The following is a 24,907-nucleotide window of genomic DNA, read 5'->3' on the forward strand; positions in this document are numbered from 1 at the left end:
AGCCATGAAAAGACGTTTATATTTAATTGAATTTTTAACGAAGCATCAACGCTGGTGGTCACTAGAAGAGGCTGCAGCTACATTAGAATGTTCAACCAAAACGTTAATAACGGACGTTAACTATATCAACGATGAATTAGAAGAATACCTTCATATTGATATTTCAAAAATGAAGGGAATCAAAGCACAGCCTGTACAGTCCAACAAGATTAATAACATTTATCAAAAAATTCTACAAGATTCCAATGAATTTCAATTTATTGAGGCGGTTTTTTTGAATCCCAATCGAGATGCTGAATACTGGATCAATAAATTGTTTCTAAGTGAAGCAACATTTTATCGTATGGTAAATAGTACGGCTAAAGCATTAAAGAGAAGGGGTTTAGTCTTAGAACGTAAACCCTTTCGAATTACAGCTCCAGATGAGCGCTGGGTTCGCTTTTTTTACCAATCTTATTTTCTTGAAGCCTATGGGACTACTGAATGGCCTTTTGACTTGGAACGACAGCAGCTCGTTTGTTTTGTAATGCGGACTTCAACAGATTTTGATATTTTGTGGGATGATCATGAAATTATTGAACACGCATATTTATTAATGGTGACTATAATTCGTGCATCGCAAGGGTTTATGTTAAGTGAAGAGATTTACGCTGAGCCGGATGATTTCTTGGATCGTTTAATCAAAAGTAATCGCAGTTATAGTGAAAAATTTGCTGTGACCAATTATAAGTTGGTTCCCATGTGGCACCGAGAAACAAGTCGGACAGTTTTTCACGAGTATTACAACTGGGCAAATCGTCAACAAGAATTTCGTATTCAAACGGCAATTGAACAGTTTTTACAACGCGTGTGTCAGGCAGTTGATTTTCCGTTAAATGAACGGGATGAAAAGAAGATCGTCCAGCAAATGATGGGACTTTATTCGACGTATTCCCTTTACCCTTATGACCGGGAAATCTTGCATAATCAAAGTCAAGAATATGCGCGTAATATTCAACGAATCTATCCAATCTTTTCTAAAATTGTCAGTGTGCACTTAAGAGAAATTGAAAAAGACTGTAATTTTCCTTGGGTACAAAAGACAGAAGCAGATGTGCGCTGCATTTTATTGAAAGAATGGGCTAATTTACCCTTGCAGTTGGAAAGTTTGCGACGTAGTCTAAGCATTTTGGTTGTTAGCCATAGAGGCGTGCGTCACGCAAAAATGTTGCGCTCCTTGTTAAAAGCGCCGTATGGAGATCGTTTTAAAATTGATTTATATAAAGAATCGCCTTTATTTGTTTCTACAGCGGAATTGGAGCACTTTGAAGATTATGACTTAGTTGTCACAAATGATCCAATTCATAACTATCAAAATGAAAATCTCATGATTGTAGATGACTATCTTTCAGAAGCAGACTGGGAAGTGCTGAATCGCCGCATCATTGCAATTCAAAAAGAAGCTTCTGATCGTTACTTAACCCAGCTTGACGCAAAAGACTTTCACTCAGGTCGCTCCGTTTATCCAAGTCGTCAGCCTAATGAACGAATTGCAACTTTTATTATGGATGAAGCATTGGATAATAAAAAACAACAATAAATTTGTTGAAACAATGAACATGGCGCAAAAAGACACCTTGTAACCGCGGTTGGTTACAGGGTGTTTTTTGGTCTATAATATATAATAAAGGTAAAATAAGAATAGGAGAATTGCTGATGAGAAAAGAACAGTGGCAAAAAATTAAAGAAAATTACAGTGAAGAGCGAGAATTTTTAGATGGTGTTTTTTATCGTCTGCGCCTGTTACCACAGCATAAAGCTGAGCTGGCAATTATTCATGCAGGCCCGTGTGGTGAGACGATTCATGCACCGAAAATTACATTTGATACTCAAACTTTGCAACCCGTAAGTGCTTTTGATAGTTTGGCAACACCCACCATTAATTTATCTTATGATGAGGCACCAGATAAAGTTGTCGAGTTGTTTGATCTAACAGTGGCAAAATTTTTGCAGGCAAAGAATTTAGGGTGATGTGATGATTGAGATGATAATTTTTGATATGGATGGTTTACTAATAGACAGTGAGCAAATGTATCAACGCGGTTGGTTACAGGTTGCTAAAAAACATGGTATTTCACTGACAAAAGCAGATATGAAGGGGTGGAGTGGGCAAAGCGCTAGTCAAACAATGGCAAAATTAGCTGCTCATTTTGGTTCTGAAGAAATCGTGGAAAAAATGAAAACAGAACGGGAAGTTTTTATTGCTGCTGAATTGGCAAAAGGGGCGTTGCAGTTGAAGCCTTACGCAAAAGAAACTTTAGCAAAAGTCAAAGAAAAAGGTTTATATTGTGGTTTGGCCACCTCTACTTTGAGAAAAAGAGGTAAAATGTATTTGGATTATTTCCAATTGGCGTCTTTTTTTGATGTGATCACATTTGGCGATGATGTTAAAGAATTAAAACCAGCACCAGACATCTATTTGGCAACTGCCGCAAAAGTTGGAGCAAATCCACAAAATACGATTGCAGTTGAAGATTCTTTAACCGGCGCTAAGGCGGCTTTGCAAGCGAAAATGAAAGTTGTGCTCATTCCAGATCAAAGTTTACCAGCCAATCACCGCGATCCAGCTGAAATTGGCTTAACTCCATTTTTACAAGGAACAAGTCTAAAAGTTTTATGGGATTGGTTAGATGCCATGAACTAAAATTTATAATCAAAAATCAAAATTATAGTAGCTTTTCATTCACTGCGGCAAAATGGTGGGTGATCAAAGCTACTATTTTTGTCTCTTTTTTTGTCCCTTGCTCAAAAGAACCGTATTTATTTCTATATAATGATAATTTTGGTAAACTTAAAGTAATGTTTAAGAAGTAACCCCATTTGAAAAGAATGCAAGCCTTTTCTTTATGACAGATTGTCATAAGTGTCAAAAAGTCACGACGAGCTCGTTTTTTTAGATGGTTCCTTAAAATAAAAAATGGTAAAGTAAGCAGGCAGAAAAAAATAAAGGTGATGAATATGCAACATATTAAAAATGTTTTTGAACTATATAAAACAGACTGGAAGCGAATCTTTAAAAATCCAATGGCAGCTTTCTTAATCGTTGCGTTAATGGTTTTGCCTTCTTTATATGCTTGGTTTAATATCAAGGCTTTGTGGGATCCTTATGGCAATACTGGGGAGTTGCCCATTGCCGTTTACAGTGATGACGCAGGGGCGAGTTTACAAGATAAGAAAGTAGAAATCGGCGAGCAGGTGATTGATACTCTTCATGACAACAAGCAACTAGGTTGGCGTTTTGTTGACTCGAAAGAAGAATTAACCAAAGGCGTGCGCTCTGGGAAATATTATGCGGGGATTTATCTCCCAAAAGAGTTTTCCAAAGATTTATTGAGTTTTACAACGGGAACGATAAAAAAACCGACGATTGAATATTACATTAATGAAAAAATCAATGCAATTGCACCAAAAATTGCTGACAAAGGTGCTACTAGTTTACAAGAACAAATTTCTAATCAGTTCATTGATACTGCTAGTAACACGCTGATGAAAGTTTTCAATGAAGTAGGCTATGATATTGACAGTAACTTAGTTAGCATCAATAAAGTGAAAAATTTGATTTTAACTACCAATGATAATTTGGATCAAATTGAAGGCTATACCAAAGAAGTGGTTGCGTTAAATGATAAGATGCCTGAAATTAAAGAAAAATTGAATAAGGCCAATCAATTTATCGACTATCTACCTCAAGTAGATGAAATGGGCAACAAGTTAGTTAGTTTGAATGATAAAATGCCCCAATTGAAAAAAGAAGCGGCAATTATTTTGGATTTACAAGCTAAAATTCCTGAAATCCAAAACGCAGGGAAACAATTGGCGATGGTTGATGGTGACTTTGAAAATATTAAGAGCACGATGGATGCCGGGATTAAAGATGCCAAGCAAGGTTTAACGATTATTGAACAAGTCCAAAGTGTTTTACCTGATATTCAAAAATTGGGCAATCAGGCACAAGAATTTGCCAATACCACCAAAGAAGGGGCCGAAGAACTGCAAAAGGCTATTCCGAATATCACGCAAAGTGTAAATATGATTTTAAACAATCTGAAATTCATTCATACAGAAGTAAATAGTGCCTTAGAAGACGTGAAGACAGCTTTAGCCGATAACAAATTGACAGATGATGAAAAAAAAGCGATTGATAAATCATTACAAGATTTTGTTAGTCACCTGCAAACGCAACAAACAATCATTCAAAACTTGATTGATTTCATTAATAAGTTGCCAAATGCGAGTGATAGCCAAATTTTACAAGACTTGGTTAGTCGACTAAATAATGTAAAAACCCTAATTAATGGTCTTGCAAATCGCGTGACGACTTTAAATGGCTATATTCAAGCGGGAAATGTGGATGCTGCCCTTAACTTTATTGATCAAGTCCAAAGTGTAGGAAATGAAGTAGATAATGTGTTAAGTGGCATTGATGCTAATCAAATTTCAAGTGAGATTTCAAAAGGATTGGCACAATTGATCACAACGATCAATACGGCCGATGGACTATTGACCAAAGCACAACACATTGATTTTCAAGCTTTATTAGCCTCAACCAAGACGACTATTACAAATGCGATTAAAATTTTAGAAAAGTATCAAAAAGAAATGCCAGCAATCGGTAAAGAGTTACATGATGCGAATGTCATGCTAAATGGCCACATGAATGCGATTGTTTCTGGTATTAATAAAGGTGCGGACCTTTATAAAAATGATTTACCTGAAGTTGAGAAAAAATTAGCACTGGCTGTTGATTTTTATGAAAAAGATTGGCCAGGAATCAGAAAAGATTTAACCAGCACCATGGGAATGGTTAATGAAAAATTACCCGAAGTTGAAAAAGCATTGGATGTAGCAACTGGTTTAATTCAAAATAATTGGCCTTCGTTACGCGCAGGCATAAAAAAAGCGGCAACTGCGATTAAAAAAGGTGAAGAAACAGCCGACCTTGGTGAAATCATCAAACTATTGAAATTGGATGCCAATAAAGAAAGTGAATTTTTCACCAATCCAGTTGCGTTAAAAACCAATCAAATGTATCCAATGGCCAATAACGGATCGGCCAGCACACCGTTTTATACCGCACTATGTTTATGGGTGGGGGCCTTGTTACTTTCTAGTGTCGCGGCAACTGATGTCTTTATTGAAGACAAAAACAAAGGTCGCTTTTCAAAACGTGAAACTTTTGTTGCTCGTATGCTAACTTTCTTAACAGAAGGTGTGGCACAGGCTTTAATTGTTACCTTAGGAAATTATTTCTTATTAGGTGTCGATGTTAAACAACCTGTTTATGCTGTTTTATTTGGATTACTAGTGGGACTTTCCTTTATGATGATTGTCTATGTTTTAGCAGCGTTATTTGGTAACATCGGTAAGGGGATTGCGATCATTATTCTGGTACTGTCCATTTCTGGTGGTGGCGGGAACTATCCAATTCAAGTTTCCGGTAAATTTTTCCAAATGATCAATCCCTTATTGCCATTTACCCATGCGGTAGATTTATTGCGGGAGTCAGCGGGAGGAATTTATTGGGCAAATGCTTGGCCAAATATTTTTATCATGTTAGGACTGTTTATTTTCTTTGGTGTCGTTGGGACGATCGCCTATCCATATTTAGAAGGAGCGACAAAAAAACTCGGCAATATGACCAAAGAAAGTCATTTCTTCCATTAAAAGTAAGAGAGCAAATTGTAGCAACGCAAATTACTGCAATTTGTTCTCTTTTTTCTTCTTTTTAGAAAGCGATTTCTTTTGCTTGTTAGTGGTCCTTTAAAGCTTTAAAAAAAGCTATAGATTTTTAAATGAAATTTTCATTGACTTTTTCAAAAGAGAGGCGTAGCATACACTCTTGATTGCAGCAATTATTTCTATTTTTTGGGTTGTTACAAAACCACGATTAACTATCTTGTTAGACTAAATTATTTCGTAAAGGAGTAAGGAAAAGTGAATTATTTAAAGCGGCTGTTAGTGGGACGGCCTTTAAAATCAGCAGAAAATGATGAACAAAAATTAACGCGGTTTGCGGCGTTAGCATTATTATCTTCTGATGCACTATCTTCAATTGCGTACGGAACAGAACAAATTGTTGTTGTTTTAGTCGCTTTGTCCACAGCGGCAATTTGGTATTCATTGCCAATTGCAGCATTTGTCATTATTTTGTTGGTCTCTTTGACATTGTCTTATCGGCAGATCATTCATGCTTATCCACATGGCGGGGGCGCCTATGTCGTTAGTAGTGAGAATTTGGGGCGGAATGCAGGCCTGATTTCCGGAGGCTCCCTTTTAATTGACTATATGTTAACCGTAGCGGTATCTGTTTCTGCTGGTGCTGAAGCGATTACTTCAGCTGTACCGGCGTTGTACGGACACCAAGTTGCCATTTCCATTTTCATCGTTTTGCTGATTATGATGATGAACTTGCGGGGATTAAGAGAGTCGGCTAGCTTTTTGATGGTGCCGGTTTATACATTTATTGCCGTAATCACGATTTTAATTGCTGTTGGTCTATTTAAAATCATTAGCGGTGCACAACCACTTAATGCAACAGCGCTACCTGGAGCAGCGATTCCGGGAATTTCGATTGCGTTAATTTTACGAGCATTTTCTTCTGGTTCATCTTCTTTAACTGGGGTGGAAGCCATTAGTAACGCTGTACCTTTCTTTAAAAAACCTCGGGCAAAAAATGCAGCTGCAACGCTAGCAATCATGGCGAGTATCTTAGGCTTCTTCTTTGTCGGAATTACTTTTATCAACTATTGGTATGGGATCGTCCCTGAACAAGAGGTAACAGTTTTATCTCAAATCGGGGAAGCTGTTTTTGGTCACGGAATTATGTATTATGCATTACAATTTACGACAGCTTTAATCTTGGCTGTGGCTGCCAATACGGGTTTTTCAGCTTTTCCAGTTTTGGCTTATAATTTAGCAAAAGATAAATTTATGCCGCATATGTATCAAGATCGTGGTGATCGCTTAGGTTATTCCAATGGGATCATAACCCTTGCAGCAGGCTCTATTGTCTTGTTGATTATTTTCCAAGGTTCGACAGAGCGCTTGATTCCGCTTTATTCTATTGGGGTATTTATTCCCTTTGCGTTATCACAAACCGGGATGGTCCGTCACTGGCAAAAACAAGGCAGTGGCTGGTTGAAAAAATCAATTGCAAATATTGTCGGTGCCTTTATCTCATATGCGATTATTACAATCTTATTTGCTTATCGCCTAGGTGATATTTGGCCATTCTTTATCATTATGCCGGTTTTATTATTTATCTTTTACAAGATTCATGATCACTATCGGAAAGTTGCCGAGCAATTGCGTTTAATGGAAGATGAAGCCAAACTTCACACTTACGACGGCAATACCGTGATTGTCTTAGTTGGTAATGTGACCCGCGTAAATGTCGGGGCACTAAATTATGCCCAATCTATTGGTGATTACGTGGTTGCGATGCACGTTTCATTAGATGAAGATGTAAAAAAAGAAAAAGAGATTGAAGCAGAATTTAAACAAAACTTCCCAGATGTACGTTTTTCTGTTGTTCATTCCTCTTACCGTTCGATTGAAAATCCGATTATCCGTTACGTCGACTTAGTGAGTAAAAATGCCGTGAAACACAACTATACGACAACGGTTATCATTCCCCAATTCGTACCGCGGCGACGTTGGCAAAATATTTTGCACAACCAAACAAGCTTACGTTTGCGGATGCGTTTATCTTGGCGTCAAAATATTGTCGTCAGCACCTATAGTTACCATTTGAAAAAATAAAAAAGACTTGAATTTTTGTACCGACTGTTAAGGGTTAGTTTTTACGCTAGCTCTTAACAGTCGGTATTTTTTTCAAGTCTTTTTTAGTTGATTCACTGATATGTTTTTAACTAAAATTAGCATTCTCAAATGAATAAATCGCTTTAGCAAAGCTTTCTAACTAGCTAGCTTCATGTACTAACGCGCCAGCAATAAGTCAAAATTTCAAAGAAATTTGCAGAACAATTTATTGCAATTCTGTCTTATTGCGTGCGAGTAAAACAAGTTTGAAAAACTTTTATTGATGTCTAGTTTTTCAAACTAACTCGCTGTGACAATAAGCCAAAATTTCAAGAAATTTGCAGAATAATTTATTGCAATTCTGTCTTATTGCGTGCGAGTAAACCGAGTTTGAAAAACTTTTATTGATGTCTAGTTTTTCAAACTAACTCGCTGTGACAATAAGCCAAAATTTCAAGAAATTTGCAGAACAATTTATTGCAATTCTGTCTTATTGCTTGCGAGTAAAACAAGTTTGAAAAACTTTTATTATTATTTTGAAGTTTTGCCAGCGGGATCTAGGCGATGTTCTACAATGCTTAAAATCCAGTCTGTGATAATCGCCATTAAAGCAGTTGGTAAAGCACCGGCTAAGATAATTGAAGCACCATCTGTAGCATTTGTACCGCGAATAATAATGTCGCCTAACCCCCCAGCACCCACAAAAGCACCAATTGCTGTAATCCCGATCGCAACCACTAAGGCGTTACGAATTCCGGCCATAATAACAGAAATGGAAAGCGGCAATTCAATCATGTAAAGACGCTGCCAGCTAGTCATCCCCATCCCTTTACCAACATCTAAAGCATTTTTATCGACCTGTTTCATTCCCGTATATGTGTTTTTAATAATCGGTAAAATAGAATAAAGGAAAACCGTTACGATAACGACATTTACCCCTAGACCTAATCCAATCATTAAAATGGATAACATTGCCAGCTGCGGTACGGTTTGAATGACATTAGCAATCCGAATCACCCAATCGGCTAATTTGTGTCTTTTAGAAATTAAAATCCCTAGTGGAATTGCCACGATCGCTGCGAGTAACACGCCATAAATCGAAATTAAGAAGTGACGTAAAAACTGGCTGAAAACGTAGCTGCCGTTTTCTTTAAAGTAATAAACAAATTGTTCGGCTAAATTCATATTTTGCAGATCCATCTACTCACTTCCCTTCGAAATAGTGGTTGTCTTTAAGAAATTTTTCTGCAACGACAGAAGGTTCAACTAAATTATTATCGGCTTCATAATTTAATTTTTGCATTTGCTTGGTGTCTATAACACCTTCTAGGCGTCCTAATGCCGTCTGTAAATCAGGGTATTTTTTTAACAATGCATTATCGGCAATAGCAGCTGCATCATAAGGTGGGAAGAATTTTAAATCGTCTTCTAACATCACCAAGTCGTAGCTGGCAATCCGGCCATCGGTGGAGTAGCCTAATACGATATCCATTTTGCCGGCGGCTACTGCGTCATAAACTAAGCCAATTTGCATCGGTAAAATATTTTTAAATGAAAAACCATATTCTTTTTGGAAGCCGTCATACCCATCACCTTTACGATTAATCCAAGAAGTATCGACGCCGGCAACTAGCTTGTCACTTACATTTTTTAAGTCGCTGATTTTTTTCAAATTATACTTTTCAGCTGTATCTTTGCGAACTAAAAACGTATACGTATTGTCAAAACCATAAGATTTAAACCAAGTTTGTTGATAACGCTTGTTAAACTCGGATTTTACAATCTTAAAAGCTTCGGCGGGATCTTTGACCGGTTCCATGCCTAAGGTGGCAGTTAAGTCAGTCCCGGTATAGCGCGCAGCTGAAATTTGAGCGTCGCCATTTATCATAGCTTGGTTGTTAATTGTAGTAGTCGCCAAGTTATTAATAATTGTCGTATCCAAATCGGTGTAGTGTTCAATCATACCAGCGACTAAACTCGCTAAAATTTGTGCTTCAGAAGTAATACCACCAGTAATGGCAACTGTATTTTCACTACTAGAAGAAGCTAGTCCAGGAAATGAACAACCAGCTAATAAAACCGTCGTCATCAGCGTAAGGAAGAGTGTTTTTAATTTTTTCATTCGTCTGCCCCCCTTAAAGCTTTTGGCGTTAAATAGTTTTCTAATAAACCTAAAAGAAAATCACTTAATAAAGCCAATAGTGTTACTGGAATAGTCCCAGCAAAAATTAAATCAGGTTGGTAGTTATTTAACCCGCTGAAAATTAGATCCCCCAAACCGCCAGCACCGATATAAGAGGCTAGCGTTGCCCAGGCGATGACATAAACTGAGGCTAAGCGAATTCCGGCCATAATGGTTGGCATCGCAATCGGCAGTTCCACACTAAAAATTGACTGCAAATTCGTCATGCCCATTCCGCGGGCGACATCTAGGTAATTGCCATCGACATTTTTCATCCCAATGTAGGTATTCCGTAAAATTGGTAAAAGCGAATAGATGAATAAGGCAATAATCGCCGGTACTTTTCCAACACCAAAAATGGGAATCATCAATGCCAAAAGTGCAAGAGAGGGGATAGTTTGCAACGCAGAGGTGACCGTAATCACAATGTTAGCTGCTTTTTTAAAGCGCGTCAAAAGAACACCTAAAGGCACTGCAATAACAATCCCTAATAATAAAGCAAAAAAAGATATATAAATATGCTCAAAACTTTTATTTAAAATTTCAGAACCGTGTTTTGCAAAAAAATCAGCCATGCTTTACGCCTCCTCTTTTGCAGATTCAATCGCTTCACTGATGGAAGCTTCATCACCCCATAAAACATCGTAAACAATATCAACCAATGAGGCGCGGGTTAAAATTCCGACGACGCGGGTTTTTTGATCCACCACTGGAACATATTTTAAGCCCCGTTTTAAAATGCGCTGCAACACGTCCCGTAGTAATTTATCTTCTTTGACATAAAAGACGTCTTTATTCAAAATATCCCCCACACTAGAGGCTTTTCCGCGCATTTTATCGATAGACTCGACGTCGATAAACCCTTTTAATATTTTGCTGTTATCTGTTACCAGTAGCGTATCCACGCGTTTTTCCCGCATCAAAGAGATTGCTTCACGTAAAGATTTTTCTGGTGTAATCGTAATCGCGCTTTTTAGCATAACTTCGCCAACGGTGGTTGTATCAGGTTTTGCTTGTAATAAGCGGTCTTCACCAATTAATTCTTCGACGAACTCATTCGCAGGATTACGCAAGATATTTTCTGGCGTATCAAATTGGATCACTTTACCTTCACTCATAATGACAATGCGGTTGGCTAATTTTAAAGCTTCGTCCATATCGTGAGTAACAAAAACAATCGTTTTACCTAAACGTTCTTGTAGATCCTTCACTAAATCCTGTAATGCGTCACGGGTAATGGGATCTAAGGCACCAAAAGGTTCATCCATTAAAATGATGTCTTGGTTGGCTGCAAGGGCGCGTACTACCCCAATGCGCTGTTGTTGACCGCCGGAGAGTTCAGCAGGGTAACGATCTAACATTTCTCGTGGTAATTCCACTAGATCAATCATTTTTTCTGCAGTTTCTTTGCGAGTTTGTTCATCTACTTTCAGTAGCTTTTGGACCAAGGTAATATTTTCTCGAATCGTCATATGGGGCATTAAGCCGATATTTTGAATTACATAGCCAATTTTGCGTCGTAATTCCACCGGATTAACTTCCTTGATGTCTTTGTCATTAATTAAAATTTTTCCTTTTGTCGGTTCATTCATCCGGTTAATCATCCGCATACAAGTCGTTTTACCAGAACCACTTGTGCCGATAAAACAGATAAATTCCCCCTTATCAAAAGACAAATTGACGTCTTCGACAGCGACTTTGCCGCCTTTGTAAATTTTTGTTACATGTTGAAATTCGATCAATGTGCTTCACCTCTTCATCTTTTTTCCCTGTAGGTATCATTACTAGTATGAAAGTAAATGGAAAATATGACAAATAATACGCATATTTTTGCAAAAATAAATGAATTAAAGGGTGAATGATAGCGTTTTATTATTTTTGGCTTATTTAAATCCTGTATGAAAAAATTCACATCGGGATAACGAAATCCTAAAGGTAATCTATGGTTCTTAATAAACAGATAAACTCAAATTAGCTTCGTATATTTTTAAATTGATGCTCTTTGTTTCAAAAAAATTCCAGACACAGAACATGTATGCAAAAAAAGGCCCAGTGACAAAGATTGTCACTGGACCTAAGTAAAATATTTTTAGTCAACTGGATATAAATTGGCTTCAATTTCCGCCCGCTTATCAGCTAAAAATGGTGGTAAAGCAAAACTTTCTCCTAACGTTTCCAAAGGTTCATCGATAGTAAAGCCTGGCGACATCGTAGCAAATTCAAGTCGGTTACCACCTGGTTCACGAATATAGAGGCTCTTGAAGTAACCACGGGAAATAATTTCTTCAATATTCCAATTTTGCTCTTGTGCTTTTTTGTATAAATCATCTAAGGCAGTATCATCTTTTACCGCAAAGGCAACATGGTCGATACTACCACGACCCATCCGCATTTTTTCTGGGGTCTTTGTTTGATAGATTTCTAAATGTTCACTTTCACTTAGTTTGATTTGACCAGCGACCACATCCCAATCCAAATAGCGTTTGAAAAAGTCCGCCGTTTTTTCGAGATCAGCTACATGTAGTTGTGTTGAAGCTAACCCGAGGATTTGTTTGTCACCAGGAATATCATTTTTGACCTGTAATTCAGATTTTAATGGACCTTCTGGTACTTCTGTTAAGATTACAGCTACATTATCAGGATCATCAAAAAATAGTTGATTTTCTTGTTGGGTAACCGCAACACCGGCATTTTCTAACCGTTCTTGCCAATAATTCAAACTATTTTTGGGAATCTTTAATCCAATCGTGGCTAAAAAGTGGTCGTGATCATATCGTTGGCCAAGATGGGGCACAACAAAAAAAGTAACAACACTGCCGGGACTGCCGGTATAATCACCGTAATAGTAATGTAGCATTCTATTATTTTCTTGATTGACAGTATTTTTAACAAAACGCATACCCAACAGTTCAGTATAAAACGCAACATTTTGCTTGCGGTCTTTGGTTAATAACGAAATATGATGAAACGCTGGCATAAAAGACACCTCTTTTTAAAATTGGAGAAAACAAAGCAGGGGCTAAGTTTCTCTTACTTAATGTAAGGATACTTGCTAAAAGTCTTTTCAGCAAGTATTGTGTCTCATTCATCGTCAAGGCTTCTAAAAAGTGTTAAAATACAAAAGACAATTTCAGGAAAAGAGTGGTAAATATGTTAACAACAGAAGATTTTGATTTTGATTTGCCAGAAGAACTAATTGCGCAAACGCCCTTGGAAAAGCGTTCTAGTTCACGTTTGTTAGTTTTAAATCGGCAAACAGGTGAAATGGAAGACAAACACTTTGGGGATATTATTGATGAATTGAATTCTGGCGATGCGCTAGTCATGAATGACACGCGTGTTTTACCAGCCCGTTTGCATGGCGAAAAACCAGATACAGGGGGCCATTTAGAAGTTTTACTTTTAACCAATACCAAAGGTGATACATGGGAAACACTGATTAAACCTGCTAAAAGAGCTAAAGTGGGGACAGAAATTGTTTTTGGCGATGGTAGATTAAAAGCCGTGGTAGAAGAAGAGTTAGAACATGGTGGTCGCATTATTACTTTTAAATATACGGGCATTTTCTTAGAAATCTTGGAATCATTAGGAGAAATGCCGTTACCACCTTATATCAAAGAACGTTTAGAAGACCCAGATCGCTATCAAACAGTATATGCAAAAGAAAATGGTTCGGCGGCAGCGCCAACGGCTGGATTACACTTTACCCCTGAATTATTAGCAGCAATTGAAGCAAAAGGGGTCAAATTGGTTTATCTAACATTACATGTGGGACTTGGCACATTCCGACCGGTTAGTGTCGATAATATCGCTGAACACCAGATGCACAGTGAATTTTATCGTCTGACCGAAGAAGCCGCCCAAGTGTTAAATGATGTTCGTGCAAATGGGGGCAAGATTGTCGCAGTGGGAACGACATCCATTCGTACCTTGGAGACAATTGGTACGAAATTTGATGGTGAAATTAAGGCAGATAGCGGTTGGACAGATATCTTTATTACGCCAGGCTATGAATTTAAAGTTGTCCAAGCTTTCAGTACCAACTTTCACTTGCCAAAATCAACATTAGTTATGTTAGTCAGTGCCTTTGCCGGTCGTAAATTAACTTTGGATGCTTATCAACATGCCATAAACGAGCGTTACCGCTTCTTTAGTTTTGGCGATGCAATGTTTGTAAAATAAATGGCGTTAAAAAATTCCTAAGCAGGTAGTAATCCTTTAAGATTAGCTTTGCTCTAATTTTAAAGGAAAATATCCGCTTAGGAATTTTTTATGGGGAAATAAAGATTTATCCTCCCTTAACTAGGTTTTGACAAGTTAAAAGCATTTTGCCGGTTTGAGATGTGGTGAAAGTGAATTAGAAGATAAGCGTAACAATATCCACCAACACATGAGAAAGCCAAGAGCCCCAAATACTGCGATTTGTTTTTAAATAGACGGAGTTAAAAATCAGGCGTGCCACTCCTTGGAGCAGTAAAACGTGGAGCAAGGTTGAAAATATGGAACCATCCCAATAAACAAAGCTATGCATCAAACCAAAAATCAAGGCGCTCAAAAGTGAGCTACTCATTAAAGATAGACCTTTATTTCTAGCGGTTTCTAAAATGCCGATACCTAATAATTCTTCTCCCATTAACATAAAGGGAATTTTTAACAGCATACTGCCCAGCTGGTTGGCAATGGGATTACCTGCCCAAGAAAAACCTAAAAACTTAGCCAAGGTACCAACAACAATACCTAAAATTAAGTAACCGACAAATCCTACTAGAATAATCCAAGGATGCTTTGGAAAGGTAAAAATAGTAAATAAGTCTTTCTTAAAGACGATAAGCCAAGCAGCGATACTTCCTAATAGCAGTGCCCACCAGGCCCATGTGAAAAGCGATAATAGTGTAAACCCAATACATAAAAATAAAGCACCCAGCACAATGTTGCGTGTTTGTAGTGGCTTTGATTCTAATCGATTCATTTAAATTTCTCCTTTCTATTTTTTTAGCGTGACCTACATAGATTATTGTAACAGCCAAACTTCTTAATAGGAAAAGATAGCGCTTTAGATAATCAAAAGAGCAACACTGAAGTCTATTGAAATACTATTTGTACACTTTTTTGCAATAGTTAAAAAGACAAAAAGAAGAGGATGGGCTCTCGAGTGCCCATCCTCTTTTATATCATGGAAGGATTTGTTGAAAAGGGTATTTGCAGTTTATATATGCAAAGTATTAATCTCTTGTGTTAAACATAAAATTTTGTTTTCACTACATTTTCTACACTAAAACATGTGATTCTTGTTGCTATTCACTTGTAATTTTGTATCCTGTAATTGTTACGTATTGATTTTTTTACTACATGTTGCTTAATTCTCAACCTCTAATACGCATTCACTATTTATAATTTGGTGCTACTTCACACATATAAATCTAGGTGAATCTTGTACATCGAACAACTTTTAGCTTGTTTAATTTTTCTTCTTTTCGAGATCTCCTTTCCAACAAATATCTTCCTTCCTTACACCCATAGTATAGCACGATATAAAAGCGCTTTCAAGTAATAAACTCACCTTTTTCAAAAGAAAATTCCTACCTTAAATATGAATAAAATATGAACATTTGTGAAAAAACCGCATATAATTTGTGGTCTTAAAAAATCATATGTTATAGTTAGATTGTGAATTAAATTAAAGGGAGAGAAGATGATGGACTATTATAAAAAAACAGCGGATGAAATAGTGAAGGAGTCTTCTTCACAAAGTAAAGCAGGCCTTAGTCAAGATGAAGTAAAAACGCGTTATGAAAAATATGGACCAAACCGTTTTGCTGAAGAAAAAAAAGATTCCATGCTAAAGAAAATTTTATTAAGTTTAACGGATTTTACTACATTAGTTTTAATGGTAGCGGCAATTATTTCGTTTTACACCGCCATTGCAACGGATCATGGTGACTTATTTGAAGGAATTTTGATTATTGCGATTATTGTCATTAATTCGGTTTTGACAATTGTGCAAGAAGGAAATGCTGAAAAAGCGCTCAGTGCGTTGCAGGATATGAACAAACAAACGGCAACTGTTATAAGAGACGGTCAGCAAAAAGATATCGATGCGGATGAATTAGTACCAGGTGATTTATTGGTTATTGAAAATGGTGCAATGATTGCGGCGGATGCTCGTTTAACGCAAGCTTCCCAATTGCGAATTGAGGAGTCTGCGTTGACCGGGGAAAGTGAGCCGGTGGAAAAAGATGCTGATTTTGTTAGTGAGGAACAATTACCATTAGGAGATCAGCAAAACATGGTCTTCAAAGGCTGTACTGTCGTAAATGGACGCGGACAAGCGATTGTTACTGCTACCGGGATGCAAACGCAAATGGGTAAAATTGTGGGCTTGTTAAGTGACGCAGGCACTTCTTTGACACCTTTACAAAAAAGGTTAAATCAATTAGGCAAACGGATCAGTTTAATTGCTTTGGTTGCTGCAGCTTTAGTCTTTTTAATTGGGTATTTACAAAATGAGCCAATTTTAGAGATGTTTATGACGTCAGTTTCTTTAGCTGTTGCGGCAGTTCCTGAAACCCTAACTGTCATTGTCACATTAACATTAGCTTATGGCGTGCAGAAAATGGCCAAGAAAAATGCAATCATTAGACGATTACCGGCAGTCGAAACGCTCGGGACTGCAAGTGTGATCTGTTCGGATAAAACTGGTACCTTGACTCAAAATAAAATGCAGGTTCGCCGTGTTTGGTCTAGAGGCGATGAAGTAACAGACGTTGAAGATGGCATGACAGATGAAGCGATGGAAGTATTAAAAATTGCCAGCCTTTGTACCGATGTCATTGTAGAAAAAGGCGAAGATGATGAAGTAATCGTCAAGGGTAACCCGACAGAAGTTGCCATTGTAAGAGCGATCGAAGAAAATTATCATACAAAAAAAGAATTAGATGAAGAATATCCGCGGATTGCAGAATTGCCTTTTGATTCACAGCGCAAGATGATGACAACGGTGCATAAAATGGGGAATAAGAAATTTCTTTCCGTTACCAAAGGCGCCTTTGATGTTTTAATGCCCAAATTTCATTATGGGGACGTAGAACGGGCACAAGTTGTAAATGATCGTTTTGGGAAAAAGGCGTTGCGCGTCATTGCAGTTGGGTATCGGATCTTTGAGGCAGAGCCAACTGAGATCACTTCGGAAAATTTGGAACAAGATTTACGCTTACTGGGATTAGTGGGGATGATCGATCCGCCGCGACCTGAAAGTAAAGGTGCGATTAAAAAAGCACGCAAGGCAGGAATTAAGACCGTTATGATTACAGGGGACCACGTAGTAACTGCTAGTGCAATCGCCAAAGAGTTAGGTATTTTGAATCACAAAAATCAAGCAATCTCCGGGGCGCAATTGCAAAAATTAACCGATGATGAATTAGATGGAAAAGTAAAAGATTTAACCGTCTATGCTCGTGTAACACCAGAAGATAAAATCAGAATTGTAAAATCATGGCAGCGAACGGGTGCTGTCGTGGCCATGACCGGAGATGGTGTCAATGATGCACCGGCACTAAATGCTAGTGACGTTGGATGTGCGATGGGAATTACCGGGACAGATGTTGCCAAAGGAGCAGCAGATATTGTTTTAACCGACGATAATTTTGCTACAATTGTTGATGCAGTTGCGCAGGGGCGAACTGTTTATCAAAATATCCGTAAAGCGATCAACTTTTTATTAAGCTGTAATATCTCAGAAATTTTCATCGTCCTTATTGCTATGCTGATTGGCTGGGGAGCACCATTTAGTGCTGTGCAATTGCTATTTGTAAATGTTGTAGCAGACGGCTTGCCAGGTTTTGCCTTAGGAAGAGAGCCAGCTGAAGCGGGAATTATGAATGAGCCACCAATTCCAGCTCATGAAGGAATTTTTGCCCGTGGTCTTTGGCAGAAGATTGCGGTAAATGCAGGTATCTTTACTGTAGTAACACTATTTGGTTATTATCTTGGTTCTTTTGTGGATAGCGTTAGTCCATGGGTAGATGCAAGTGCTGAAGTAGGTCAGACGGTTGCCTTTTTAGTCTTAGCCTATTCTTCGATTATTCATGTTTTTAATGTTCGGAGCAGTCGTTCGATTTTCCAAGTGAAATTAGCAACGAATAAATCATTGTTTGAAATGGCAGTCTTAGCGATTTTGATTACAACTGCAATTGCTTTGTTGCCTTTTACACAAGACTTGTTTAATTTAGTGCATATTAGCTTAAATCACTGGTTTTTAGTGGCGATTTTATCAATCGTCCCGGTATTTGTAAATGAAATGATTAAGTTTCATTTTTCAACTGACGAAGAATAAAAAATTCCTGAAATTTTTAGAATGCTCTTTTTACGCTAAGATAAAAAAACCTCTGTTGCCTTCATCTAAAATGAAAGTAACAGAGTTTTTTTGTGTTTGATTTTTTTACACTAGCATGACTTATTAAAAAGTTTCGGCTTCGTTTGGTAAGTTGTTGTAAAAAGCTGCTTTAGTGGCATAAATATAAGGATTTAACCATAAGTAGCCAATACCGCAAGTCAATACTGCCAAGATGTGCCAACCGATAAAGCTTAGATCCAACCAGAATAACTGGCCTTTGTAGCCGTTCATTAAGCGACGGCTTGCAGTAATACATTCAAGATAACCTGGTTTTTGGCCAGTACCATCTAAAATATCGTAATAGATAAAGTTCGCTTGTGAATAAGAATAACTTTTAACAATCCCAGGAATTAAGAATAGTAAAGACCACAAACCAATAAAGATTGTTGAAAGTAGGTAAATACATACAACGCCAACTAGATAAGGGCTTTTGAATGCACGGAAAATATCACTCATTGGATGGATGTCCACACGTTTGCCACGGTAAATATCTAAGAAAGTCCAAGACATTCCAGAGACAAAAATAGAGGTCAGAAGCCCGCTAATAATGCCGCCACCTTGTTGTCCAATTTGTGCTGTCCAAGAGACATCACCGTTACTGTTTTGAATCCCATTTGAAACGGTATCCAATGTATCAGGACTAAAAAGTGCGATACCACTAATAATAGCAATAAGAGGAATGATAATAATTGCTGCAATTGCAATACCAATAACCGTTGGGATTAAGTTCATTAAAACGGCATCTTTCCAGCGCCCTTGTAGCATTTGTTTTGCTTCTAACTTTAATTCACCAGATGATTTCATTTTTTTCAACTCCTTTTTCAAAGTAATATTAGTATAACAAAAACTTTAACTTTTGGAAAATTACAAGAATTTTTCTGTATTTTGCCTTTTTTTAAGGGAATAAAAGCACATTTATTAAGAGAAAATAACAGTAGAAATTATAACCTTGCAAATTTTTTCCCGAGCCTTTATGATGGTTGAAGCTACAAAGAACAAAGTAGAAAGTAGGGAGTAAAATGGCACAAGAACCAGCCATCAAATACCGTTTAATAAAAAAAGAAAAACATACGGGAGCTCGGTTAGGTGAACTGATTACACCTCACGGGACTTTTCCAACCCCAATGTTTATGCCAGTAGGAACATTAGCAACTGTAAAAACTATGGCGCCAGAAGAATTAAAGGAAATGGGTGCCGGAGTAATTTTGAGTAACACTTACCATTTATGGCTACGACCAGGGGAAGATCTAGTTGCAGAAGCTGGTGGTTTGCACAAGTTTATGAATTGGGATCAACCTATTTTAACTGATTCAGGTGGCTTTCAAGTATTTTCATTAGCCGATATGCGTAATATCACCGAAGAAGGCGTTCATTTTAAAAATCACTTAAATGGTGCACCGCTTTTCTTATCACCAGAAAAAGCGATTAATATTCAAAATAAACTGGGTTCAGATATTATGATGAGTTTTGATGAATGTCCGCCGTTTGATGAAAGTTATGATTATGTCAAAAAATCCGTTGAACGGACTTCACGTTGGGCACAAAGAGGATTAGAAGCCCACGCCAATCCAGATCGCCAAGGTTTGTTTGGTATTATCCAAGGAGCTGGCTTTGAAGATTTACGTCGTCAAAGTGCCAAAGATTTAATTAGTATGGATTTTCCCGGCTATTCTATTGGTGGGTTATCAGTTGGTGAACCAAAAGCTGAAATGAATCGCGTCTTAGATTTCACAACACCGCTGATTCCAGATCATAAGCCCCGCTATTTAATGGGCGTTGGGGCAGCAGATTCACTAATTGATGGTGTGATTCGCGGAATTGACATGTTTGACTGTGTCTTACCAACAAGAATTGCCCGCAATGGTACTTGTATGACTTCACAAGGCCGGTTAGTTGTAAAAAATGCAAAATTTGCCCACGATTTTAGACCATTAGATGAAAAATGTGATTGCTATACTTGTCGTAATTACAGTCGCGCATATATTCGTCATTTGATTCATTGTGATGAAACCTTTGGGATCCGTTTAACCACATATCACAACTTATACTTCTTGTTGAATCTAATGAAACAAGTTCGCCAAGCAATCATGGATGATAACTTGTTAGAATTTCGTCAAGCTTTCTTTGAAGAATATGGCTATAATAAAGAAAACGCGAAAAGTTTTTAAAATTCATAGAAAAAACTAGTTTAAGTAAAGAATCTTTGTTAAAGTTATTCTTGTGAATCAAATTAAACGAGGTGAATAAAATGGGTGGCTTACCAACGATTATCATGTTCGTTGTTTTATTAGGGGCAATGTGGTTTATGTCACGTTCAACGAAAAAACAACAACAAGAACGTCAAAATACGTTGAATGCAATGAAACCAGGCGATGAAGTTGTAACAATCGGCGGCTTACATGGTGTTTTGTCTGAAGTTGACGAAACGAATAAAACCGTAACAATCGATTGCGAAGGTGTGTTTCTTGTTTTTGATAAACAAGCAATCAAATCAATTACTCCTGGTAAATCTGTCGTAGTTGACGATACGGTGACAGAAGTTAAAACAGAAGACTTAATTTCTGATTCAACAGATTCAACTGACGAAAATAGCGATAAAGAATAATCCTGCTTTTGCGGGATTTTTCTTTTATCCTTTAGTGTTAGTCAGCTAATAAAAAAATACCCGATACATAAAAAAGATGGAGTTTGCACGACCTTTTTAATACAAGGAGAAAAAAATGCAAAGCTTAATTAATAAACTGCAAAAAAGACGGGACCAGCTAAGTGAATTGGAACGCCAAGTTTTTGATTATATTTTACGTAATCCGCAAAAAATTGGGCAGATGACCGCCGATGAAGTCGCTGGGGAGCTGTTCATTTCAACGGCGACAGTATCGCGTACGGCAAAACATCTGGGATTTCGCGGCTTTCAAGAATTAAAATACGCGATTGCGCAATATGACGATGTGGAAAAAGCAGAACAGCACGATTTACGAATTGATCACGACATAAAAACCATTATGGCCTCAATTGAAAAACAATTGCATCAAACATTTCGTCTGTTGCAAAAAGAGCCGTTAGATGAAGTAGTGACAAAGTTGTTTCATGCTGAAAAAATTGAAATATTTGGTGTTGGAGGCAGTTTGCCAAATTGTATTGAAGCTGCACGCAAATTAACCTTCTTAGGTAAAAATGCCTCTGCAAGAATTGATTGGGATGAACTTCAAGCGGTTTCTAAATCTTTAACAAAAAAAGATGCCGCAATTATTGTCTCCAATAGCGGCGAGACAATTCATTTAATGGAATACGCCCGTAACCTGATGGCAAATAAAGTTCCAATCATTGCTATCGTGGGAACGAAGAATTCAACCTTGGCTAAACTGGCGGACTATCCCTTACAAGTTATGGTAGAAATGGTTTATTTTGATCAAGTTGATTTAAGCTCGCGGGTGTCTTTAACAGCTGTTACAGATATTTTAATGATGAAACTAGCAGAAAAAATGAGATAAAAATGGCAATAGCGATAATGAAAGAGCATACAAAATCTTGTATGCTCTTTCATTGTCTTTCGCAAATATTGCATTTTTGTTTTAACTGGCTAAAATAAGACAAGTAATAAGAAAGCGGATACATAACGTTTTTCTTGTTGCAGGTGATGTGTAATAAAATAAAAAAATATTATGCACTACCACAAATTAAAAATTATCACTGAAACTTATCTAATGTATCCGAAATAATTTACAGCACTCATTTAATTAGCATAAGAACAGATGATAATAAAAATAACAAGTGTGGAGGACACAAGAATGAAGAAAAAAGCTGGGTTTTGGGAATTTTTTCAAGGATTAGGAAAAACGTTTATGCTTCCAGTAGCATTGCTGGCGTTTATGGGGATTTTACTAGGGATTGGGAGTTCATTTTCTAGTGAGTCAACAATCCAAGCCTTACCATTTTTAGGAAATGATATTTTACAAGTTATCTTCCGCTTTATGTCAGCGATTGGTGGTTTTGCATTTACTTATTTACCAGTTATGTTTGCCATGGCAATTCCTTTAGGTTTAGTTCGTAAAGAAAAAGGGGTAGCAGCCTTTTCTGGTTTTGTCGGCTACGTTGTAATGAATTTAGCCATCAATTTTTACTTAACTGAAACAAACAACTTAGCTGCTGCTGAAAGTTTACGAGAAGCAGGCCAAGGAATGGTCTTTGGTATTCAGACAATAGAAATGGGTGTACTAGGGGGTATTATTGCCGGAGTAATCGTCTATCATCTGCATAATCGTTTTTATCAAACGCAGCTGCCAGATAGTTTTGCTTTCTTTTCAGGCGCTCGTTTTGTACCAATTATCACATCACTTGTAATGGCGTTGGTAGGGACAGCGATTCCGATGATTTGGCCAGTATTTGCTTTACTTATTACTGGTATTGGCACTTTAATTCAAAAAGCTGGTCCATTTGGTCCATTTTTATTTGGTTCAGGCGAACGTTTATTACTCCCATTTGGCCTGCATCATATTCTAGTATCTATGATTCGTTTCACAGAAGCTGGGGGTCATGCAGTAATTGATGGTAAAGAAGTTTTTGGTGCTTTAAATATTTTTTATGCAGAATTGCAAAATAATTTACCAATCAGCTCTGCTGCTACTGCCTTTTTATCACAAGGTAAAATGCCAACATTTATGTTTGGTCTACCAGCAGCCGCACTGGCAATGTATCAAACTGCCAAACCAGAAAATCGTCATAAAATTAAAGGACTATTAATTTCCGGCGTAATTGCAACTTTTGTCACAGGAATCACAGAACCGATTGAATTTCTATTTTTGTTTATTAGCCCATTACTATGGATTTTCCATGTTATTATGACTGGCGCTGGTTTTATGATTATGAGCTTATTAGGAGTTACGATTGGCAACACAGATGGTGGGGTATTAGACTTCTTAATCTTTGGTGTAATGCAAGGTAATTATACGAAATGGTGGATGGTATTAATCGTGGGTGCTTTTTGGTTTGCAATTTACTACTTCGTCTTTAAAACTGTTATCTTACGAAAAGACTTGAAAACACCAGGTCGTGAGGCAGTAGTAGATGAAACAGAATACACTGATACTGAGACAAACTACGCTAAAAAAGGTGGCTATGATGCGACGGGCATTTTAAATGCTTTAGGTGGCGCAGAAAATATTGAATCATTGGACAATTGTATTACACGTCTTCGTTTAGTTTTACAAGATGGCAAAAAAGTTCAAGATGATGAATTGAAAAAATTAGGGGCTTTAGGCGTCGTGCATTTGGATGATACCAATGTTCAAGTCATTATCGGTACTAAAGTTACAACAGTGCGCAATGCACTAGACAATTTGATTTAAGAAAAGAGGCAAAGACGATGGATTTTGACACAGTCGTCAATCGTAAAGGTACATTTTGTACCCAATGGGATTATGTTCAAGATCGTTTTGGCGTAGCGGACTTGCTACCTTTTACGATTTCAGATACCGATTTTGCTTTACCTGATGAAGTAATGACAGCTTTAAAAGACCGGTTGCAACATCCAGTTTTTGGTTATACCCGCTGGAATCACGAAACATTTAAACAAAGTATTTTACATTGGTATGAAAAAAGGTTCACGAGTTATCTTACGCCAGAAGATATCGTTTATAGTCCGACAGTCATGTATAGCATTTCAAAATTATTGCAAATCGTCTCTAAAAAAGGAGAAGGTGTTATCGTTCAAACACCGGCCTATGATGCGTTTTATAAAACAATTGCTGGTAATGAACGTAAAATTATTCCCAATCCCTTACGTTATGAAGAAGGTCAGTATGAAATTGATTGGCAAGATTTAGAACTAAAATTAGCAAGTCAAGAGAATACGGTGCTGTTATTATGTTCTCCTCACAATCCTACTGGACGCGTGTGGCAAAAAGAAGAATTGGCTAAAATTGTCAGCTTGTGTTGGCAATACGATGTCTTTTTGATCAGTGATGAAATTCATATGGATATCCTTCGTAAGGGGCAAAAGCACCACCCGATTATAGATTTCATGGATAAAAATGTTGCGCTAGTAACATCGGGGTCTAAAACTTTCAATTTTCCGGGGTTAATTTTTTCATACGCTATTTTACCAGATGAAAGAATACGCGAGCAGTTTCAACTGGCTTTGAAAAATCAAGATGGTCTGTCTTCAGCTAGCAATCTTGGCATGTTGGCTACTATGACTGCGTATTATGAATGTAGTTACTGGGTGGATGAATTAAATGAATACTTAGACGCCAATTTTGCATTTGTTAAAAAATATCTGGCAGCAAATTTGCCGCAAATAAAAATCGTTGATTCAACAGCAACGTATTTGATGTGGCTAGATATCACAAAACTTAATTTACCAATGGAAGTTGTCCAACGACGCTTAATAGAAATTGGGCAAGTTGCAATTATGGATGGCAGTGTTTACGGCGATGAGGGGAGTAATTTCTTGCGTCTAAATATCGGGTGTTCAAAAAGCAAGTTAGAACTGGGCTTAGAAAAAATGGTAAAAAGTTTCACTTAAAAATAAATTG

19 protein-coding genes are annotated in these 24,907 nt (G+C 37.4%); 12 read left to right on the forward strand and 7 right to left on the reverse strand.

Features of this window, described 5'->3' with window-relative positions; all coding sequences use genetic code 11:
• The first annotated feature begins 4 nt into the window (after positions 1 to 4).
• From P3T75_RS02195 to P3T75_RS02215, 5 genes are all read left to right on the forward strand, one after another.
• Positions 5 to 1,579: a helix-turn-helix domain-containing protein gene (locus tag P3T75_RS02195; protein WP_242595813.1), complete on the forward strand. Its 1,575-nt coding sequence runs from the start codon at positions 5 to 7 to the stop codon at positions 1,577 to 1,579.
• A gap of 116 nt (positions 1,580 to 1,695) precedes the next feature.
• Positions 1,696 to 2,010, forward strand: a complete 315-nt coding sequence (locus P3T75_RS02200; RefSeq protein ID WP_282462093.1) for a hypothetical protein — start codon at positions 1,696 to 1,698, stop codon at positions 2,008 to 2,010.
• Between the two features lie 4 nt (positions 2,011 to 2,014).
• Positions 2,015 to 2,683, forward strand: coding sequence for an HAD family hydrolase (locus P3T75_RS02205; protein WP_282462094.1), 669 nt, complete (start codon positions 2,015 to 2,017; stop codon positions 2,681 to 2,683).
• 314 nt (positions 2,684 to 2,997) lie between these two features.
• Entirely contained in the window at positions 2,998 to 5,703 is a 2,706-nt protein-coding gene (locus P3T75_RS02210; RefSeq protein ID WP_282462095.1) for a YhgE/Pip domain-containing protein, read from the forward strand.
• Positions 5,704 to 5,973: 270 nt separating this feature from the next.
• Positions 5,974 to 7,800 carry an APC family permease gene (locus P3T75_RS02215; protein WP_206903574.1) on the forward strand — a complete coding sequence of 609 codons (1,827 nt, stop codon included), beginning with the start codon at positions 5,974 to 5,976 and terminating at the stop codon, positions 7,798 to 7,800.
• 531 nt (positions 7,801 to 8,331) lie between these two features.
• On the opposite strand, the gene P3T75_RS02220 is transcribed toward P3T75_RS02215, so the two are convergent.
• The 5 genes from P3T75_RS02220 to P3T75_RS02240 all read right to left on the reverse strand — a co-directional run bounded on the left by P3T75_RS02220 (position 8,332) and on the right by P3T75_RS02240 (position 12,959).
• On the reverse strand, positions 8,332 to 8,994 hold the full coding sequence (locus P3T75_RS02220; protein WP_206903657.1) for an ABC transporter permease: 663 nt from the start codon (positions 8,992 to 8,994) through the stop codon (positions 8,332 to 8,334).
• A 10-nt stretch (positions 8,995 to 9,004) separates the two neighbouring features.
• Positions 9,005 to 9,922: an osmoprotectant ABC transporter substrate-binding protein gene (locus P3T75_RS02225; RefSeq protein WP_282462096.1), complete on the reverse strand. Its 918-nt coding sequence runs from the start codon at positions 9,920 to 9,922 to the stop codon at positions 9,005 to 9,007.
• Positions 9,919 to 10,557: an ABC transporter permease gene (locus tag P3T75_RS02230; RefSeq protein ID WP_206903576.1), complete on the reverse strand. Its 639-nt coding sequence runs from the start codon at positions 10,555 to 10,557 to the stop codon at positions 9,919 to 9,921. The genes P3T75_RS02225 and P3T75_RS02230 overlap by 4 nt, the downstream gene beginning before the upstream one ends.
• A gap of 3 nt (positions 10,558 to 10,560) precedes the next feature.
• Positions 10,561 to 11,724: a betaine/proline/choline family ABC transporter ATP-binding protein gene (locus P3T75_RS02235; protein WP_206903577.1), complete on the reverse strand. Its 1,164-nt coding sequence runs from the start codon at positions 11,722 to 11,724 to the stop codon at positions 10,561 to 10,563.
• Positions 11,725 to 12,071: 347 nt separating this feature from the next.
• Positions 12,072 to 12,959 (reverse strand): VOC family protein, encoded by an 888-nt coding sequence (locus tag P3T75_RS02240; protein WP_282462097.1) that lies wholly within the window; start codon positions 12,957 to 12,959, stop codon positions 12,072 to 12,074.
• Positions 12,960 to 13,132: 173 nt separating this feature from the next.
• Between P3T75_RS02240 and queA the strand changes: the two genes are divergently transcribed.
• Positions 13,133 to 14,164 (forward strand): tRNA preQ1(34) S-adenosylmethionine ribosyltransferase-isomerase QueA, encoded by a 1,032-nt coding sequence (gene queA, locus P3T75_RS02245; protein ID WP_206903579.1) that lies wholly within the window; start codon positions 13,133 to 13,135, stop codon positions 14,162 to 14,164.
• A 175-nt stretch (positions 14,165 to 14,339) separates the two neighbouring features.
• Here the strand turns inward: queA and P3T75_RS02250 are convergent, their stop codons facing one another.
• Positions 14,340 to 14,951, reverse strand: coding sequence for a CPBP family glutamic-type intramembrane protease (locus tag P3T75_RS02250; RefSeq protein WP_282462098.1), 612 nt, complete (start codon positions 14,949 to 14,951; stop codon positions 14,340 to 14,342).
• A 726-nt stretch (positions 14,952 to 15,677) separates the two neighbouring features.
• On the opposite strand from P3T75_RS02250, the gene P3T75_RS02255 reads away from it, so the two are divergent.
• Positions 15,678 to 18,314 (forward strand): cation-translocating P-type ATPase, encoded by a 2,637-nt coding sequence (locus P3T75_RS02255; RefSeq protein ID WP_282462553.1) that lies wholly within the window; start codon positions 15,678 to 15,680, stop codon positions 18,312 to 18,314.
• Between the two features lie 123 nt (positions 18,315 to 18,437).
• Here P3T75_RS02255 and P3T75_RS02260 read toward each other — a convergent pair whose 3' ends face one another.
• Positions 18,438 to 19,178, reverse strand: a complete 741-nt coding sequence (locus tag P3T75_RS02260; protein WP_206903582.1) for a DUF975 family protein — start codon at positions 19,176 to 19,178, stop codon at positions 18,438 to 18,440.
• 215 nt (positions 19,179 to 19,393) lie between these two features.
• Between P3T75_RS02260 and tgt the strand changes: the two genes are divergently transcribed.
• The 5 genes from tgt (at position 19,394) to P3T75_RS02285 (ending at position 24,897) form a co-directional block, all read left to right on the forward strand.
• Complete coding sequence (tgt, locus tag P3T75_RS02265) at positions 19,394 to 20,542, forward strand: tRNA guanosine(34) transglycosylase Tgt (RefSeq protein ID WP_282462099.1); 1,149 nt, start codon at positions 19,394 to 19,396, stop codon at positions 20,540 to 20,542.
• A gap of 80 nt (positions 20,543 to 20,622) precedes the next feature.
• Positions 20,623 to 20,979 (forward strand): preprotein translocase subunit YajC, encoded by a 357-nt coding sequence (gene yajC, locus P3T75_RS02270; RefSeq protein ID WP_206903658.1) that lies wholly within the window; start codon positions 20,623 to 20,625, stop codon positions 20,977 to 20,979.
• A 115-nt stretch (positions 20,980 to 21,094) separates the two neighbouring features.
• Positions 21,095 to 21,865: a MurR/RpiR family transcriptional regulator gene (locus P3T75_RS02275; RefSeq protein WP_282462100.1), complete on the forward strand. Its 771-nt coding sequence runs from the start codon at positions 21,095 to 21,097 to the stop codon at positions 21,863 to 21,865.
• A 297-nt stretch (positions 21,866 to 22,162) separates the two neighbouring features.
• The gene (gene malX / locus P3T75_RS02280) at positions 22,163 to 23,719 is read left to right on the forward strand and encodes a maltose/glucose-specific PTS transporter subunit IIBC (protein ID WP_230711265.1); all 1,557 of its coding nucleotides are present in this window, start codon (positions 22,163 to 22,165) and stop codon (positions 23,717 to 23,719) included.
• Positions 23,720 to 23,736: 17 nt separating this feature from the next.
• Positions 23,737 to 24,897 carry a MalY/PatB family protein gene (locus P3T75_RS02285; RefSeq protein ID WP_230711266.1) on the forward strand — a complete coding sequence of 387 codons (1,161 nt, stop codon included), beginning with the start codon at positions 23,737 to 23,739 and terminating at the stop codon, positions 24,895 to 24,897.
• Positions 24,898 to 24,907: the final 10 nt, after the last annotated feature.

It is taken from the genome of Enterococcus montenegrensis (genome assembly GCF_029983095.1).
Taxonomy (GTDB): domain Bacteria; phylum Bacillota; class Bacilli; order Lactobacillales; family Enterococcaceae; genus Enterococcus_C; species Enterococcus_C montenegrensis.

Excerpts from the sequence above, each read along its gene's own strand:
- P3T75_RS02195 (WP_242595813.1), top strand. The coding sequence starts at position 5 with ATGAAAAGACGTTTATATTTAATTGAATTTTTAACGAAGCATCAACGC.
- P3T75_RS02200 (WP_282462093.1), top strand. The coding sequence starts at position 1,696 with ATGAGAAAAGAACAGTGGCAAAAAATTAAAGAAAATTACAGTGAAGAG.
- P3T75_RS02205 (WP_282462094.1), top strand. The coding sequence starts at position 2,015 with ATGATTGAGATGATAATTTTTGATATGGATGGTTTACTAATAGACAGT.
- P3T75_RS02210 (WP_282462095.1), top strand. The coding sequence starts at position 2,998 with ATGCAACATATTAAAAATGTTTTTGAACTATATAAAACAGACTGGAAG.
- P3T75_RS02225 (WP_282462096.1), bottom strand. The coding sequence starts at position 9,922 with ATGAAAAAATTAAAAACACTCTTCCTTACGCTGATGACGACGGTTTTA.
- P3T75_RS02230 (WP_206903576.1), bottom strand. The coding sequence starts at position 10,557 with ATGGCTGATTTTTTTGCAAAACACGGTTCTGAAATTTTAAATAAAAGT.
- P3T75_RS02240 (WP_282462097.1), bottom strand. The coding sequence starts at position 12,959 with ATGCCAGCGTTTCATCATATTTCGTTATTAACCAAAGACCGCAAGCAA.
- queA (WP_206903579.1), top strand. The coding sequence starts at position 13,133 with ATGTTAACAACAGAAGATTTTGATTTTGATTTGCCAGAAGAACTAATT.
- P3T75_RS02250 (WP_282462098.1), bottom strand. The coding sequence starts at position 14,951 with ATGAATCGATTAGAATCAAAGCCACTACAAACACGCAACATTGTGCTG.
- P3T75_RS02255 (WP_282462553.1), top strand. The coding sequence starts at position 15,678 with ATGGACTATTATAAAAAAACAGCGGATGAAATAGTGAAGGAGTCTTCT.
- P3T75_RS02260 (WP_206903582.1), bottom strand. The coding sequence starts at position 19,178 with ATGAAATCATCTGGTGAATTAAAGTTAGAAGCAAAACAAATGCTACAA.
- tgt (WP_282462099.1), top strand. The coding sequence starts at position 19,394 with ATGGCACAAGAACCAGCCATCAAATACCGTTTAATAAAAAAAGAAAAA.
- yajC (WP_206903658.1), top strand. The coding sequence starts at position 20,623 with ATGGGTGGCTTACCAACGATTATCATGTTCGTTGTTTTATTAGGGGCA.
- P3T75_RS02275 (WP_282462100.1), top strand. The coding sequence starts at position 21,095 with ATGCAAAGCTTAATTAATAAACTGCAAAAAAGACGGGACCAGCTAAGT.
- malX (WP_230711265.1), top strand. The coding sequence starts at position 22,163 with ATGAAGAAAAAAGCTGGGTTTTGGGAATTTTTTCAAGGATTAGGAAAA.
- P3T75_RS02285 (WP_230711266.1), top strand. The coding sequence starts at position 23,737 with ATGGATTTTGACACAGTCGTCAATCGTAAAGGTACATTTTGTACCCAA.